Raw genomic sequence first — 17,111 nt, forward strand, 5'->3', positions numbered from 1 at the left:
TGTCAAGGTACTAGGTTAGAGTTATGGAATCCACAAACATGGCAGATTTTAGTTGATGGCTCGAACTGTCCTGTTCTTAAAACGGTTTTGCCTAACCATTCAGCTTTATGTTCCATTTTTGTCACAAAACTGCTCTATGATGCATCAGAAATTGATTGTGCAAGGCAATGATTTTTCTGCATACCTTTTACATTCAGAGTTTCCAGTGCAATAGCTTGGTTCTCGCTAACAAGTTTAGAAGAGAGTTTATGCTGGAAATCGTTTCTCTGATTGTTAATTTTCGAGACTTTTTATTATTTTCTGGTTTTTCGTTTTCCCTCTATATCGTGCAAAACAATAAAATTTTAATTATATTGATATATTTTTTCTATTTATGGGAAAAGGAAACATTGCAATAGATAAATCTATGATAAAAACGATAGTTGACGGCAAAATAATAATTCCTTTGCCAAAAGTTTTGGTTGAAAATCGATACTATCCTATGTTCTCTATATTCTCCCCTACTCAGTGTGATAGTTGTGGAAGTAAATTACATGTTAACTCTCATCACACTCGTTTTATTATATCACGTTACGGCACTATATCTCTCAATGTTACATACTGGCTTTGTCCCACTTGTAAGAAACATTATCATGATCGGGTTATTGGTGTTCAGGGTTCTGCAAATTACAGTTCTGAATATTATGATACACAAATAAATGTCAGATACGATGGACGATGCAGTCTGCACAATTCTCGGCGAATTGGGGAAACATATACAGAAGGAGTAATAAATGTCTGTGGAAGAGCTCCTTGTCCCACTTCATTGTGGTTATATGAACAGAAACTAGCAAAACTTTCAAAGCAAGAACTTTTGAACCAAGGAGTTAGCTTTGAAGAAACATTGTATGTTGATGGGAATTGGATCAAGAATGGATGGAAAAAAAAGCTTGAAGAATTTATTGGAACGAAACTCACAAAGAAAGAATGGAAAAAAATGCGATATAAATCTGTTTACGTTGTTGCTACCAAAGAGAAGGTCATTTTAGATTTTGAAGTAACTGAGAGGTTACCAACAATTGAGGCTCTGATGCCTCTTTTCATACGAATAAAGAACCGATTTCCTGAAGATAAAATCAAAAAGATTGTTTCTGATGAGGATAAAGCGATCATTGGAGCCGTAAAAATGGTCTTTCCTGAAGTGACTCATTCTTTTTGTGTGTTTCATCAATTAAAAAACGTTAGTAAGAGGTATTATGAGGAATTCAGTTCTGTTGAAGAGATTCCAGATAACGATAAGATTACCTACAATGAGATATCTCAATTGATACTTTCTGATACGGTTATCAGTGCTGTTGCGCATATTCAGAAGATACGAGAATTTAACTCTGATCTTGAACTTTCTGAAGCGTCTCATAAAGCGATTTCTTATGCCGAAGAGATTTTCAGCAAGAATGTGAGCTTCTTGAAAAAAGGTTTTACACCTGAGACAGATAATACAATGGAACAAATATTTTCTTTGATATGTGATATAGTAGACAAAGTAAGGTCATTCAAAACCGATAATGGACTAACTAATTTTTGTTACAATCTATTTACTTTTTTCAACAAACGGTGTTTCAGCACTGGAAAATGGAAAGGTTTCTCACCTTTAATGAGAGCAAGATTCCAATATGGATAATGCTAGAATTGGAGAATAATTAGTTCTTAAACTTGATGGCTTATAGCTGTAGCTGTCGGAAATTCCCACAAAAATAGTTCCACAATTTGGAAAATTTTGGTGAATGCTTGTGTAAATGAATCAACATTTTTAAATGAGTGAATTGATTTGCTCAAATTGGGATGAAATTTTGTGGTTGTCTTGAAATTGAAGAAAAACCAGAAAAAATTAAAAAGACTCTAATTTTCTCATGCAAAATTGATAATCTGTGTTTTGCTTTATCTCTGTTCTTTGAGCCTTTCGGTTTTCTTGAAAACCTCTTTTGAAGAACTTTAAGCCTTTGAAGTGAGTGTTTCAGGATTTAGGATTCTTAATTTTTTCACCCGTAGAAAGAACTGCAAAATCTTTGATACCTACATCTAGACCTACCGTAGTTGATTCTGAAAACTCCTGTTTCTCAGGTATTTTTTATTGCATTCAACAAGAATGATGGTCAATTTGTATTTGATTGGTATTATATATTAGAAATTATATGTTCATATTATGGGAAAAAGAGGTCCTAAACCACAATTTACTGACGTTGCCTGTCCGAACAAAAGCTGCGAGCTCTACGGCCTTACTGGTCAAGGCAATGTTACTGGAAATGGAACTTACATCAGCCGTGGAGAAAAAACAAGAATATATCGTTGCAATGAATGTGGCAAAGCATTTTGCGACCATACAGGCACTTTTTATCATGATCTTCGCAAAGATGATAAAACAATCGATTTAGCTTTAAAAATGTCTATGAAAGGTATGAGCATTCAAGCCATTGCCGAAGTTTTAGAGGTACAACCTGCCAGTGTAAAGCGCTGGCTAGCCCGTGCAGCTGAACAATGCGATAAACTAAATGATACTCTGATGAAGAACGTGGATGTGTTAAAGGTAGAAATGGACGAACTATGGGTTATAATCCAAAAAAATAGTTCCAAGAATGAAAAATTATGAAGATGATGGGCCCTGGATGTGGGTAGCTTTTGTACCAGGTTGCAGGCTAATACTTGACTTTGTAATAGGGCCAAGAAAGCAGTATGTTGCGGATAAGTTTATTGAGTTAGTTAATAAGCATATTTCGGATAAAATCCCTGTTTTTGTCACAGATGGGTTGAACTTTTATAGAGAAGCGCTTTTGAAACAATTTGGAGTTTTGAGAGAGTTTCCAAGAACTGGGAAAAGAGGAAGACCAAAGAAACCAAAAATAGTTCCCTCTGAGGATTTGAGGTATGCTCAGGTAGTCAAAACAAGAGTAAATGGGGTGCTTGAGAAAGTAGAGAAGAAGATCATTTTTGGAGAAAACATTGAACAAAGCGAAATCTCAACAACTTTACTGGAAAGACAAAACCTAACCTTCAGGCAGGATAACAACAGAGTGTCAAGGAAAACAATAGGGTTTTCAAAAATGAAAGAATGGTTAGAAATACAGATGAAGCTCTATTGCACGCATTTTAACTTCTGTAGAGGGCATGGAGGATTAAGGTACAAAGATGAAAGAGGGGTTGAATGCAAAAATACACCTGCAAGAAAAGCAGGAATTGCGGATTCAAAATGGACTTTGAAGGAGCTGATGAAATTCAGGTGTTTTAAAACATCAATCGGATAAAGATGGACCATCACAAGAATGCTAATGAAATATTTCCCTGTAGAAGTTTTTGAACTAGTTGCTACTCGCAAATCTCCTTCAAACTTTCTGTGAACTTACATTCGGCAGCAAGCACATTCTAATATTTAAATATCATTTATCATTATTTTTTGTAGTTTCAGTTATGAATCAGTATCATGAGGACTAGATATCTGCTCCGATTTGTTATTTCTCTCCTTTTGTTATAAACATATATTAATGATTTTATGGTCAACATTTAGTAATATTTAATTTAAATTTAATTTAAAACGTTCTGAAAAAAACGATATCAATAGAAAAATTGAATGGATTTTTTGTCGACCTGCCGAAAGCAGTGTGAAGAATAGCTTTAACTTCTCCTATTTTAGGAAGTTTAATAACATTTCTTTCAAAATCTACTACATAATGTTGAGGAACGGGAAATGATTGAACAGGGTTTTTCTTAGATTTAAACCTTGGAAATCCATGTTTCTCTCGAAATTTCAATTATGGATTTGCGTAAATGGTGAGATTGATTAAACTTTTTGAGGCCTCATAAGTATTTCCATATCTTCCAATGTTGGTCCGGTCTCCGTTATTTTCAGGTTCATTTGAATAATCAGATGACAGGTACCCTGCATCAATACAGGGGGAACTTACGTTATCAGTTATCCATCCGGTATTACTCCATCTTCCGGCTTTTGATTTGAGGTGGTAATCATGATTTGAGATGTCAGCGTACAATGGATCGACATTTATGTCTGTAGTCGGGGTAACGTTTACGTAATTTCCTGCGGCGCTATTGTATACACAGTTATTTTCCAGTATAAACGTGTGATTTGAAGGATCACAATTTTTCACTCCCCAGCCTGAACCCACATCTGCGACATTTCTAATAGTGTTTGAAATTATATTATTTCTAACAATAGTTACGAATCCATTATCTTTTGGGATTCCGTAGGCTGGATATAGTTCGTATGCAACACCGTATTTTCTGTTTCCATCTATTACATTATTTTCAATTATGGTGTTATTAAATCCCTGAACTACAATTCCACCTGCTTCATGAAGGGTAGACGATGTTCCTGTGTCATAGATAATGTTATGGTGAATCCATACTCCCTTAGCTCTGTCTTTATCATATTTGCTATAGCCTACTATCCAGATTCCCCATGCACGTGTATGATAAATTCTATTGTTATAAATTTCTATATCGTCCATTAATGGAGCAGTCATTTTTTTATCCAGCTCTATTCCAGCATATCCCTTATTATTTGCTGTTATCGTGTTGTTGTAAATCTTGATATGCATCGTTTCTGTTAATCGAATGGCTGCATCTGCCTTTATAGTGATTGTATTGTTATATATGGATGCGTTTGACGAATGTTTTAACCATACGGCATCATGTCCAATTTCAAATATAGTGTTGTTGTACACATTGATATTTGTCGGAACAGTTTCATATTCTCTTGAATAATCATGGAATACTTTAATTCCGTCCCCTAGTCCATCATAGAGATACATATCATGGATAGTTACATTATAACTGTTTTTCAGGTTAATCATGTCATAGAAACCTTTTCCAATGTCTTCATACTGTTTTTTGCAGTTTCCGTCAATTTCAAACCCGCGTATGGTTACATTTTTTTCAAAATCCTGTTTTGCTTCTATAAGCCCTTTATATGTTTTTCCCCAATTTGCGTGATTAACCAGTTTTATAACGGCATCTGAATCCCCTTCCAATATTGTGTTGCTTCCAATATATAGCGTATCGTTTATCCAATATGTATTTGAACCATTGAGATGAACGGTCGTAAAATTAGAGTTCTCGTTTACAAATGAAAGTGCTTTATTTATTTCGATATGGTCATTTCTTCCATCACAGTTATAATCACCACTACCATCTGTATCAATATATATAATGTGTGGTGTAGGAAAGTGGGAGGTCGTTTTGGTAGAGATTACTATCCCGATAATTATTATGGTTACAAATATAAAAAATATAATATCTCTTCTTGTTTCTGAATCTCTTCTACTACTCATTAAACCTTCCTCTCTTATTTTTCCAGTGACCCGAAGAGAATGATAATTATATAGTTTTTTAATTAAAAATGTTATCTTTTCTTTTTAATTTTTTCTGGTTTTCCTTCAATTTTAAGAAAATCACAAAATTTCATTCCAATTTGAGCAAATCAATTCACTCATTTAGAAATGTTGATTCATTCACGCAATCACTCACCGAAATTTTCTAAATTGTGGAACTATTTTTGTGGGAATTTCCGACAGCTACAGCTATAAAGCCATCAAGTTTAAGAACTAATTATTCTCCAATTCTAGCATTATCCATATTGGAATCTTGCTCTCATTAAAGGTGAGAAACCGTTCCATTTTCCAGTGCTGAAACACGGTTTGTTGAAAAAAGTAAATAGATTGTAACAAAAATTAGTTAGCACATTACCGGTTTTGAACGACCTTGCTTTGTCCACGATATCACATATCAAAGAAAATATCTGTTCCATTGTATTATCTATCTCAGCGTAAAACCTTTTTTCAAGAAGCTCACATTCTTGCTGAAAATCTCTTCGGCATAAGAAATCGCTTTATAAGACGCTTTTATTTATGATTACTTTATTAATCAGAAGTTCGATTGGTCACTGAAAATCAGAGATACAAAGAAGCAAATATTCAGAACTGTAATTTGCAGAACCCTAAACACCAATAACCTGATTATGATAATGTTTCTTACAAGCAGGGCAAAACCAGTATGTAACATTCCGAGCTATAGTGCCGTAAGTTGATAAAAGAAAACGAGTGTAATGAGAGTTCACATGTAATTTTCTGCCACAAACATCACAATGAGTAGGAGAAAGTATAGAGAACATAGGATAGTATCGATTTTCAACCAAAACTTTTGGTAGAGGAATTATTATTTTTCCACAAGCAACCGTTTTTACCATTGATTTGTCTATTGCGATGTTACCTTTTCCCATCCACAAATGTATTATCTCAATATAATTAAAATTTTATTGTTTTGCATGGTGAGAGAAGAAAATAAGAAGACCAGAAAATAATAAAAAGTCTCTTATTTTGTTTCAGGCACTTAGCGATATATCTTGTCAATTCGAAATCAAATCCCTCTAAAACAAGGATTGAAATCCCTCTATTTTTTTAACTGCTCATTACCACAGATTTTCAGTGAAGACTATCTAATTACAATAAAAAAAAGTTAAATAAGATGACGACTTAAAACCTATTGTATATTTGCAAGTGAGATCCACTCAAACATGGATTAAAACCTCACTGCTGCACAGTACTTCAGGTTCGGGTGGTTATTTTTTCACTGATATTTTTAGTTGATTAACCACGAGATATCTGATATTTTAGTAGTTAATGCAGTATGCTTTTAACAACGTGGAAGCTCTTGCTCTAGCTGTTCCTTTTGTGATCATCTTTTTTTAGATTGCGTTTGGGAGCATGGCGGAGAAGCTCGTAAAAACTTATCTCGAGCTATCAGGGCCAAAAATGAGATTAGTTCAATTACGAGGTTTGGTGTCCTTTGTTTTACTGGATCAAACTTAAGAATATACTTATTGGGAATTTTTCATTAGGGGGTTTTTAAATGGTACGGAATTTTAGACATAAAATAAAAGCAACTGGTAAATTTATTTACACACAGAATCGTGGTAGAAAATTCATTTTAGTATCAATTTTTTTATTATTATTTGTAGGAGTAGTGGGAGCTGGTGATGAAACCTGGATAAACTCAAAATTGCAGTCTCATGCAGGAGGCACTTACAAACTTCCAGCTGGGACATTTGAAATTGAAGATACAATCTATATCCCGGATGGTACTACACTTGAGGGAACCGTAAAAAATGGGAAGCTCTTGTCAAAAATAATACTTGTTGATGATGCAGGCTGGCCTTCTAAAAAAGCAATGATCGAAGTTGAAAATACTAAACAGAAGAATATTGTCATTAGGAATTTTGAGATTGATGGTAACTGTGAAAATCAAGATGAGATTTACGGTAAAGGATACCATGATATGATAATGCTTTCCCATCCATATAATGTAGAAATTTATGGAATGTATTTGCATGATGGTTTATCCGATGGGATCCGTATTCATCATGATTATACTAATGAATATGCGACAGTCCCTACAAACATCAAAATTCATGATAATGTAATTTTCGAGTCCGGTCATGATGGTATCTGGATCAAACATTCATCAAGTGTCGATATTTATGATAATGAAATTACTCTCAAAGGGAATAGTGGAATTCGGCTAACTGAATGTAGCAATGTCCAGATCTATGATAATGATATTTCTTCGAATAACAGGGGATTTGCAGGAATTGAACTGGATAAGGGTGCTTCCAGCACATCAATGGAAAATATTGAAATTTATAATAATAACCTTCACGATTTACGTTGCTGGGGAATATGGCTGTATGGATATTATAAAAATGGTGCCGGCTATGATTCAGATCAAATAAACAATATCCATATTCATGATAACTCCATACTTAGGTGCGGAAGATCTGAGAATTCATATCAATATAGAGAAGCTGGTGGAATTATCATTCAAGGTTTTAACGCTCTGATTGAGGATAACATAATCGATGATAATGCTAAATTCGGGGTAGCCTTTGAATACTGGAGTTATAGTAAGCTTGGTGAATCTTACAAACCACCTGCAGGAGAAAAGTTTACAGTCATTCTAAAAAATAACAATATTAGGAATACTGTAAAATCTGAATATCCCAAAGATAAACAGGGGTATGGTGTAGCGAATATCCTTGATAGTAATCATGTTTTCGTTTTGAAGGGTAATACCGTTAGTGGAAGCGAGACGAAAAATTATTTATGTTGATCGAGTAGATCCTTAGTGCCCGCAACGAAATAACCTATGCAACTAATTATTTATTGTAACTTCGATTGGCGACCTTGATATTGAAAATCAAAACGTCAAATAGGAAATCTGCATAGGTTGTTCTGTAACGGCTACTTACACAACAAGGATTGAAACTAAATATTCTGACACTGAAATTGAATATAGTGATGTGGATATTGAAGGCTTCAATGATTTCGATATGCTGGAGGGTTAGTTATCCATCAGGATCATTAAATCACGGGGTATTCAAATTTCAAATCCGCATCTACAATTTTTATTTTCGGAAGTGTAGAACTAAATACAAGGCAAGAAGTATCCTCTTCAAATTTAATGGATTTTCAGGTCGTCTCCCCGAATTATTGAATTAGTTTTATGTATAGGAGCTCATCCCAAAAGTAATATTATATTAAAATTATAAATTTACTTTGATGTCATTTCATGAAATCGATGACGCTCTATGGGAATCCATAGAACCTTATCTTCCTCCACATAAATCATATACAGGAAGACCACGTGCAAATATGAGGAAGTTATTTAACAGTATTTTATACGTTGTTATGACAGGTTGTGCTTGGAAAGATGTTCCTCGCCGCTATGGATCTAAGTCAACAGTTCATAGATTTCATCTTTACCTGTGTGAACATGGCATTTATCAGAAGATCTTCAATGAACTTTTAAACAAAGGTTATGATTTGAAGAAAATAGATCTTTCCAGACTGTCTCATAACCATTTTAAATTGTACAATTGGGTAATACCCATTTCAATTTTTATTTCATTTCAACAATGAGAGATAATTTTCATGGGTCAACATAGAGTATTTGTTATTCTCGCTCGAATTCCCCCTTTATTCCATCCTTTACTTCCTCCTCCAACTATCATTTTCAGCATACTTTTCAGGTTTTTCCCTTCTCTTTTTATAAAGTCTGCTATTTTCTTTATATTATGTACAGTACACATCATAACAAATTCAATTCCTGTCTTCCTTTTTCCTCTCAATAAGAATTCTCTGAACCCTCTATCCTGTTTCATCTGACCAAACACAGGTTCTACGGTAGACATTCTTTTCTGATACTTTTCCGTCCCCTTCTCTGTGTTCAGTTTATCCCTCATATCCTCCATCAAATGTTCCCTAGGATCTCTTGTTATTGTCCTTTTTCCGCTCTTAGTACATGCATTTTTCAGCACACACTGAGAACAATAGCTACATACATAATACCTTAAATCAGGTTCACCTTTCCTCTTTTGTATTCTTGTAAAGGGGATTTCAAATGCAGCAGGACAATAATAGCAGTCTTTTTGTTCATCGTATGTAAAAAGAGACTTCCTGAACCTCCTGGTTTTTCCTTCTTTTTCAGCTTTATAGAAATTGTCAGGAATATAAGCATCAATGCCTTCTTCCTGTAAAAATTCCAGATTCCCATATGAGAAATAACCTGCATCTGCAAGTACTATTGTTGGTTTATATCCCAGTGTGTTTTTTACATTCTGTATCATTGGTTCTATTTGATGAAGGTCGTTTTCTTCGTTGACAACGTCTGCTGCAACGATTATTTGCTCTTTTTCATCAACAGCAACCTGACAATTGTAGGAAGGTTTCTTGCTTCCATCTTTATGCTTCATAATTCGAGCATCGTTATCTGTGATGTTTATTTTTTTCAGCTTTTCTTCATCAAGCTTCTTCTTAGCAGCTTTTATTTTTTCCAGTCTTTTCTTCTTGTCAACAAGCTCTTCTGGAATCTGATATGGTGTCGAGTCACCATAAATTTCATCTTCATGTTTATCTGTCTCAATACTCTCTTTGAGTATCTTATCTATTTCTTTTTCGAGAGCATCCGAACTCTTGCTCTGTCTTGATGAAGCATTTGCCTTAACCTTTGTTCCGTCAATTGAGATACTGGAACCAATCATATCCATTTCTTTACAAAATGTGACAACCTGGGAAAAGATTTCTTTTATAGGGCCAAGATGAGTTGAACGGAATCGACAAATCGTATGAAAATCAGGTTTTTGCATGGCTGCCAGATACATAAATGCAGTATCAGTTTGAGTCATTTGTTGCAGTTTACGTGAACTTCTAATGCCTATAAGGTAACCATAAAGTAATATTTTTAAAAGAGGTTTTGGATGATAGGCTGGGCAGCCTTCCTTAGAGTAAGTGGATTCAATAGCAGTGATATCAACGACATCTACGATGTCGTTTAGTACTCTGGCGATATGGTTTTCAGGAACAAAATCTTCCAGGTTTAATGGAAGTAAAAACTGCTGCTTTTGATCGTACTTTCGAAACATGGGAAACACTGGAATTTGTTTTGTAAAAAAGATAAAGATTACGGGTTTCTGACCCAAATGTATGATAGAGTATAGTTTTGAGACAACCTGTTTCCCATTGTTTTACTGATACAAAAGATATTTCGGCTAAAAAAGGGGAAATATCGGCTATGATGGTCACAAGAAAGTAAAGGGAATAAAATTAAGCGTTTTAGTAGATTTACAGGGTCTACCTCTTTCTATTATCGTTGTCCCTGCAAATAAGAATGACTCAACACTTTACATACCTTCACTTAAAAACTTCAAGATTATGAGACCTGTAGGAAGGCCTGTTAACAGGCCTTCCAAAGTGACAGCTGATGGAATGTATGACACAGTTAAGATTAGGGTATTGTTAATTAAATATAGATAACTTTTTATTTCTGTGTTTCATCAATAGAAGAACAGAGTACTTTAGCATTTCAAGACTCTTCGTATAACACTTTGTCTTTCGTCTCAACCTTGGCAGAAAGTGCCTTAATATGCCGTTATATCCTTCAACTGTATACGTTTCTGCTTTGGATTGAGTATGAATATTTTCAGGAATAAACTCTGCATATGCCCTCCAGTGATCAGTCACCACTTCTCTAATCTCTTTCTTCTTTAATTTTTCCCAGAGTAGTTGTCCAGTTTTCGTTCCTCTGCTACCAAAAGAGCAGTTGATGAACTTTTTCCCAACTCTATCAACAGCAATCCAGATCCAGCAATATTTTTTTTGTTACCGATGTAAGTGTGCATCTCATTCAGTTCAACAATAGAGATCTCATTTTCGCTTTTTAGCTCCTCTATCTCCTGACCAAATTTCTTTATCCATTTTTGGACAGAATCATGACTTACCCCTAAAAATCGTCCTATTGAGCGAAATCCTAATCCCTCAAGATAAAGTTGCAAAGCCTGTCTCTTAACTAAAGGAGAACTAGCAGTTGATTTCAGTCGAATACCCCGCTAGCTTGCTGCGAGGATGGAAAACTTCCCCGACAACCGTTAATGATAATATGGTTTATCAATTCCATTTTCTGGGTGTTAACTTCTGCTTAAACTAAATTATTTAGGTTTATTGCCTTCTTTAACGGAATTTTGAGCGATGGCGCGAACATACCCCGTTGCTTGGAGGCTGTCCGACAATTACTTTAGGTAATCGAGGTCTCCGCTTTTAATATATTAATTATTATATACTATTCTACTAATTTTTTGGTTTATGGTTTTTATTAAATCTTTAAAGAATCAAGTTTGGACTTTACCTCCAGATATCCGAGATCTTATTCCTTCAGATCATATCTGCTATTTGGTTGAGTCTTTTGTGGATGAGATGGATTTTAGTGAATTTGAAACCAGGTATGACGGTTCTGGACACCCTGCTTATCATCCTTGCATAATGTGTAAGATTTTGATTCAATCTATGCTTGATAGAGTTCGTTCATCGCGAGCGATAGCTCGCAATGTTCGAGAAAATATAGTTTACATGTATTTAGCTGAAAACCTACAACCTGATTTTAGAACAATCAGTGATTTCAGAAAAGAGAATGAAGAACTGATTACTGCAATGTTCAAAAACACAGTTAAGGCAGCCAAAGATCTAGGAGTAATAGGTCTTGAACAATTAAGCGTTGATGGATCCAAAGTAAAAGCCTCTGCGTCAAGAAAAAGTGCGGTTATGAAAAATGTCTTGGAAGTAATTGAAGAATATGTCAAAAATGAATTAAAAAAAGGTATTGAAATAGACAAAGTTGAGGATGAGCATTTTGGAAAGTGCCGTGGTTATGATCAGTTGAATGAAAGTGAAAAACATAAAGTAAGAGCTGTAGCCGTGAAGTACATAAAGCAAGTAAATAAGGATGAATCTAGCGATAGAAATGGGAAGATTGAAAATACGATTAAGAAGGCACTTAATGAATTTGAAAAAGACAGTATTGATAATGTGAGCTTAACTGATCAAGAATCTCGGATTATGATTAACAAAAAAGGAACGATTGAACTGGCATATAATACTCAAATAACAGTTGATCATAAACTAGTACCTTGACAATTTAATTATGAAACATAATATTTGGACATCTTCTCATTAGCAATTTTCTTTGTGAACTTCCAGTTTATTTTCTTTTTATCTTCATTTCTTCTCCTGGTCCAAGCATCCACTTCATTCGTCAGCATTCCAATGTCACCTATTCGCCTATCAGTACACTCTTCATCCATCACACTAATCTCTATTTCGGCTGCATTGAGCCAACTTGCATGTTTTGGCGTGTAATGAAATTCTATCTTTTCCAGAATCTTTTCAGCTTCATCTTCGCTGAATGTTTCATAGAATGATTTCTCTTTGTGGATATTGAGATTATCTGTAACTACCCGGACTACTTCAGTTTCTGAATATTCATCGATGACAAGAAGTTTCATGAATCGTGCAAAATCTGTCATTGTTCTTCTTTGAGTAACTTGAGTGACCCTTTTTCCTGCTTTGAATTCTACAGCTATGAATATGTTTGCCACTCCATTCCTGGTGTACTCATAATCATACTTCTCTGGACTTCCAGGCTTCATTGGAATGGGCTTTCGCTTATCTTCGATAAGTTGTTTGGGTTTCTCATCGAGACAGATAATAGGTCTTTTCGGGTCGTAATCTTCTTCGTACAGGTCAAGAACGTCGTACATTCTCTTTCTGTATTCAGAATTAATCGTTTCAATGCACCACATTTTTTTCAGTCAGGGTTTAATTTTATTCTTTTTCAAAATAAGTCTGATAGTTTCTTTGTTTATCGTTTCAAAGCCTTCTTTTTTTCTCAATTCCTCACAGAGCAGTGCAAGCGACCATCTCTTTCTTCCTTCAGGAGGCTTGGTGCATGTTAAAGCTACTATTTCTGCAGTATGCCTTTCATTATATTTTTTAGGTTGGCCTGATCTTGGCTTATCTACCAAAGCACTTTGTAGACCTTCTTCAAGATATCTTTTCCTTATCCTTAAAGCGGTGCTCCTACCAACACCTAACGTTTTTGCAATCTCGGTGTCTCCTTTTCCCTGATTTGCCAGTAGTAGAATACGTGCTCTGGTAATTGATCTTGCACTTTTCAGTCCTTTTTTTATAAAGTTTGTAAGGAATTTCACTTCATTATTGTTAAGATTAATATTTAACATAAGATATAAAAAGAACTCAAAGTATATAAGTGACTCACAACTAAGCTGTCAAGGTACTAGTACATCGATTCCAAATTATGGGAAGAATTGGACTTTGAAATCAGCACTGGTCAATGTTTTTTCTATGAGAAAACCACAAGCGGACAAGAATAAACACGAATTGAAAATATTTGTGTTCACTTGTTTTTATTCATGGTTTATTGAGGATATATGGAATCGATGTACTAGGAATTATAGTTGCAAACGATGTATGTCAAGACAGAAACGATACCTATCAATTGAAGCCTCAAATTGAAATGGTAGAAAAAAATTGTGGTTTATTAAAAGTAGGCACTAAAATATGTGCAGACACTGGATACTATAGCGGAAACAACATACATTATTTGAATGATAAAAAATTGGATCCATATATTCCAGAGCAAGAAGTAACTAAAACAATAACAGAAAACGTTGAAGATCTAAGGTTCGATATTAGTAAGTTGTCAAGGGCGGTTAACTTTTTTCCATTTTGGGCGGTTTAGAATTTGCCAACCTTTTAATATAAATTTTACTCAATTTTTCATAAACTTTTAGAAATTACTGGCATATATTTCCTGTTTTTATTCCCTGTTTCTTCCTTTCTTTCAGCCTGTAACTTTCCCCTTTGATGTTAATCGTAGTTGAATGGTGGAGAATCCTATCAAGTACAGCAGCCGCTATTACATGGTCCTTGAATATCTCTCCCCATTCTCCATATGATTTATTTGATGTCAAGATCGTTGAACTCTTTTCATACCGTCTTGAGATCAGCTGAAATAGGCAGTGAGCTCCTTCTTCGTCAAATGGGAGATACCCTATTTCGTCAATTATCAGCACTTTATATTTCATCAAGTCCCTTAGTTTCTTTTCAAGCATTCCTTCTCGATTTGCTATTTTCAACTTCTCGATAAGGTTTCCTGTATTGGTAAAGTAAACCGAAATCCCTGCTTTTGCTACTTCAATCCCAAGAGCGATTGCAAGATGAGACTTTCCAACTCCGGGAGGACCAAGGAAAACGACATTCTCTGAATTATGAACAAATCTCAAGGTTGCAAGGTCTTCGATTGCTTTTTTATCAATGGATTTCTGAAATTCAAAATCGAATTCCTCAAGAGTCTTTTTAACGGGAAAAACTGCACTTTTCATCCTTCTCTCAATTGCAACAGCTTCTCTGTGTTTCTTTTCCTGTTCAAACAGATAATCAAGGACTTCCATTGTTGTCTTGTTGTCCCTTGCAGCAATTTCAAGGTAGTTATCCAGAAGCTCTTTGATAGAATTAAGTTTCAGGTATTGCAGGTTATTGTGAAGTCTCTCATAGGTGAAGTTGTTCATTCAAAACCACCTTCACTAAATATTTCATAGACATCAATAGACCTTTTTTCAACTTCGGGATCTGAGAACTTCAACGGGATCTGTGAATCTTTTTTGCATTTTGAGTTCTCTTTAAGAATCTCACTCAGGAGACCCTGGAAATGTTCCTTTTTCCTTGAAACTCTGCAGTTTCCAGGAAGGATTTCATGTTCACAGACTTTCTCATAATCAACATAGACCTCGAATATTCCTTCAAGGATCTGAAGCTCTGCAGTTCTCCCTGCAAACCTGTAAGGAACAGAATACTTATTTCCAAGGAACGAAATATAACAGTCTCTGGAGACCTTTCTGGTCTCCTTATGGACAACTTTGTAAGGAGGAACCTGATCCAGAGGGCTCAGTTTCTCCTCCTTAAAGCGTTCAAGAGGGATTTGATAGGTTGTTCCGTGGACAGTTGAATTTACCCTTTCCAACCACCTGTGAACTTGGGCGTTCAGGTCTTCGAGAGAGGTAAACCTTCTTCCAAGGAAGAAATCCCTCTTGACGAAACCGACTGTATTTTCAATTTTCCCTTTTGTCTGAGGCCTGTAAGGCCTGCATAACCGTGGAATAAAACCAAAGCATTTGAAGAACTCCTCAAACTGTGGGTTCCATTCGGAATCTGATGATTTTAAGGCTCTTTTGATAACAACCTGTTTCATGTTATCATAGAGGATCTCCTGTGTAAATCCTCCAAAGTACTCAAAAGCGTTCAGATGACACTGAATAAGAGTGGGAGTGTCTATGCTCAGTGTAAATTCAACATATCTCATTCTTGAATATCCAAGAATCATGTTGAAGCAAAAGAGTTTCTTTACCTTTCCATCAACCTCAACTGTTCCATCTCTGCCCAGTCAACCTGAGCCTGTACACCTGGTTTTGTTTCATAGCGGAGTACAGCAGGGACTCCCTGTTTAGGTCGGACTTCTCTTACGAAGTCCTTGACTATGGTTTTTCCTCCATCAAAACCCATTTCTTTGATTTCCCTATAAAGGCGAACAGCAGTATAAGGACCTTCTTTGAGTTTTTCTTGTATGTAAGGTTTGAAAGGATCAAGTTTACTCGGTTTTGGCGGACGTTTCTGAGGTTCTGGGGCAGTTTTCTTTTTAAGATATTTCCTCACAGTTTCCCTAGCATAACCTGTTCTTCTAGAGATCTCACTGATGCTGAAGCCTTGTGAATACAAATCTCGTATCAATAGCCATTCCTCCGTTTTCAGCATTATCTACAATCCTCGAACTTTTCACAAGGATTGAGAATTGGAAGTTTTTAAACCGCCGAAATTGGAAGATTCTTAACCGCCCTTGACAAAGTTTGAATATGATGAAGAAAATGATGAGTTTATATGCCCTGAAAAACAAAGCTTGAAGTTTTTGTATGAGGGTTATGAGAAAGAAAGGAAGAGAAAATACAGACTTTATAAGGGAACTGAATGTAAAAAGTGTAAATTCAGCAAAAATTGTACAAAAAGAAAGGATGGAATTAGGCATTTAAAAATAGCAGAGTTTTCAAAAGAAAGAAAGCAATTAGCCGAAAAAATGAAAACTGAAGAAGCAAAAGAAATATACAGACAAAGGCAGCAGGTAGTAGAACCTGCAATTGGAAACTATAAAGAGAATCTTGGGTTTAGAGAATTTCTCACAAGGGGAATTAAATCAGTCAGAAATGAATTTAATTTGGTATGTACAGCAGTTAACTTAAAGAAAATATGGATTTACTCAAATAAAAACGAGATCATTAGAAAGAGAAATGGAATAAATGGAACTTTTCACTTTAAGAAAAAAATAGTGGATAGAATCAAATTTAATAGAGCTAAAAAGTTCCAGTTTCACAACCGATGACTGCTAATTTATTACCACCAGTAATTGTCGGACAGCCTCCTTGCAGCGGGGTGCGCCACCGCAACTTTGATTTTAGCTCGACTGAATAATTATATCCACAATCGTGGCATTTGTAGCGTTGACGTCCACAAACTATACTGTTTTTTGTGTGATTGGAACTTTTGCATCTTGGGTAGTTCATGCAGAAATATAGGTTTTCATAATATGTAACTATAATTAATTACCAATACCTAATATTTTTATACTTTATATCTATAAAATTGTGGGAACCCCAACAAAATGAAATTGTTGTG

Annotated in this window: 8 protein-coding genes and 10 pseudogenes; 8 read left to right on the forward strand and 10 right to left on the reverse strand. The window is 35.1% G+C overall.

Annotated features, from left to right (window positions below):
* Positions 1–11 precede the first annotated feature (11 nt).
* Positions 12–281 (reverse strand): annotated as a pseudogene (locus MA_RS25115) (RNA-guided endonuclease InsQ/TnpB family protein); the annotation flags it as partial.
* 92 nt (positions 282–373) lie between these two features.
* Between MA_RS25115 and MA_RS05410 the strand changes: the two are divergent.
* Entirely contained in the window at positions 374–1,660 is a 1,287-nt protein-coding gene (locus tag MA_RS05410; RefSeq protein ID WP_011020086.1) for a transposase, read from the forward strand.
* 151 nt (positions 1,661–1,811) lie between these two features.
* On the opposite strand, the pseudogene MA_RS28450 reads toward MA_RS05410, so the two are convergent.
* Positions 1,812–2,107: pseudogene (locus tag MA_RS28450) on the reverse strand (transposase); the annotation flags it as partial.
* A 75-nt stretch (positions 2,108–2,182) separates the two neighbouring features.
* On the opposite strand from MA_RS28450, the gene MA_RS25120 reads away from it, so the two are divergent.
* Positions 2,183–3,278 (forward strand): IS1-like element ISMac25 family transposase gene (locus MA_RS25120; protein WP_085984836.1). Its coding sequence is split into 2 segments (ribosomal slippage): positions 2,183–2,595 and positions 2,594–3,278, totalling 1,098 coding nucleotides; the frame shifts between segments, so codons are not numbered across the junction.
* A gap of 345 nt (positions 3,279–3,623) precedes the next feature.
* Here the strand turns inward: MA_RS25120 and MA_RS28455 are convergent.
* Together MA_RS28455 and MA_RS05430 are read right to left on the reverse strand one after the other, a co-directional pair.
* A pseudogene (locus tag MA_RS28455) lies at positions 3,624–3,776 on the reverse strand (RNA-guided endonuclease TnpB family protein); the annotation flags it as partial.
* Between the two features lie 6 nt (positions 3,777–3,782).
* Positions 3,783–5,318 (reverse strand): right-handed parallel beta-helix repeat-containing protein, encoded by a 1,536-nt coding sequence (locus MA_RS05430; RefSeq protein ID WP_011021073.1) that lies wholly within the window; start codon positions 5,316–5,318, stop codon positions 3,783–3,785.
* A 1,576-nt stretch (positions 5,319–6,894) separates the two neighbouring features.
* Between MA_RS05430 and MA_RS05435 the strand changes: the two genes are divergently transcribed.
* Together MA_RS05435 and MA_RS29730 are read left to right on the forward strand one after the other, a co-directional pair.
* A complete protein-coding gene (locus MA_RS05435) occupies positions 6,895–8,151 on the forward strand; it encodes a right-handed parallel beta-helix repeat-containing protein (RefSeq protein WP_011021074.1) in 1,257 nt (418 codons plus the stop codon).
* Positions 8,152–8,600: 449 nt separating this feature from the next.
* Entirely contained in the window at positions 8,601–8,960 is a 360-nt protein-coding gene (locus MA_RS29730) for a transposase (protein ID WP_011021075.1), read from the forward strand.
* Positions 8,961–8,977: 17 nt separating this feature from the next.
* Here MA_RS29730 and MA_RS05440 read toward each other — a convergent pair whose 3' ends face one another.
* Positions 8,978–10,462 (reverse strand): IS1182-like element ISMac1 family transposase, encoded by a 1,485-nt coding sequence (locus MA_RS05440; protein ID WP_011021076.1) that lies wholly within the window; start codon positions 10,460–10,462, stop codon positions 8,978–8,980.
* A 142-nt stretch (positions 10,463–10,604) separates the two neighbouring features.
* Between MA_RS05440 and MA_RS29735 the strand changes: the two genes are divergently transcribed.
* Positions 10,605–10,853: a transposase gene (locus MA_RS29735; RefSeq protein ID WP_083755878.1), complete on the forward strand. Its 249-nt coding sequence runs from the start codon at positions 10,605–10,607 to the stop codon at positions 10,851–10,853.
* Here the strand turns inward: MA_RS29735 and MA_RS25135 are convergent.
* Positions 10,836–11,419, reverse strand: a pseudogene (locus MA_RS25135) (IS1 family transposase); the annotation flags it as partial. The gene MA_RS29735 and the pseudogene MA_RS25135 overlap by 18 nt on opposite strands.
* Before the next feature lie 259 nt (positions 11,420–11,678).
* Between MA_RS25135 and MA_RS05450 the strand changes: the two are divergent.
* A pseudogene (locus MA_RS05450) lies at positions 11,679–12,494 on the forward strand (IS1182-like element ISMac20 family transposase); the annotation flags it as partial.
* Between the two features lie 17 nt (positions 12,495–12,511).
* On the opposite strand, the pseudogene MA_RS25140 reads toward MA_RS05450, so the two are convergent.
* Positions 12,512–13,609: pseudogene (locus MA_RS25140) on the reverse strand (IS630-like element ISMac17 family transposase).
* A 224-nt stretch (positions 13,610–13,833) separates the two neighbouring features.
* On the opposite strand from MA_RS25140, the pseudogene MA_RS05465 reads away from it, so the two are divergent.
* A pseudogene (locus MA_RS05465) lies at positions 13,834–14,085 on the forward strand (IS5/IS1182 family transposase); the annotation flags it as partial.
* 100 nt (positions 14,086–14,185) lie between these two features.
* Here the strand turns inward: MA_RS05465 and istB are convergent.
* Positions 14,186–14,959, reverse strand: coding sequence for an IS21-like element ISMac3 family helper ATPase IstB (gene istB, locus MA_RS05470; RefSeq protein WP_011021079.1), 774 nt, complete (start codon positions 14,957–14,959; stop codon positions 14,186–14,188).
* Positions 14,956–16,199: pseudogene (gene istA / locus MA_RS05475) on the reverse strand (IS21-like element ISMac3 family transposase). Before istA ends, istB begins: the two are co-directional and overlap by 4 nt.
* Positions 16,200–16,281: 82 nt before the next feature.
* On the opposite strand from istA, the pseudogene MA_RS05480 reads away from it, so the two are divergent.
* Positions 16,282–16,818 (forward strand): annotated as a pseudogene (locus tag MA_RS05480) (transposase); the annotation flags it as partial.
* Positions 16,819–16,885: 67 nt separating this feature from the next.
* Here the strand turns inward: MA_RS05480 and MA_RS26570 are convergent.
* Positions 16,886–16,999, reverse strand: a pseudogene (locus tag MA_RS26570) (IS1 family transposase); the annotation flags it as partial.
* Positions 17,000–17,111: the final 112 nt, after the last annotated feature.

It is taken from the genome of Methanosarcina acetivorans C2A (genome assembly GCF_000007345.1).
Classification (GTDB): domain Archaea; phylum Halobacteriota; class Methanosarcinia; order Methanosarcinales; family Methanosarcinaceae; genus Methanosarcina; species Methanosarcina acetivorans.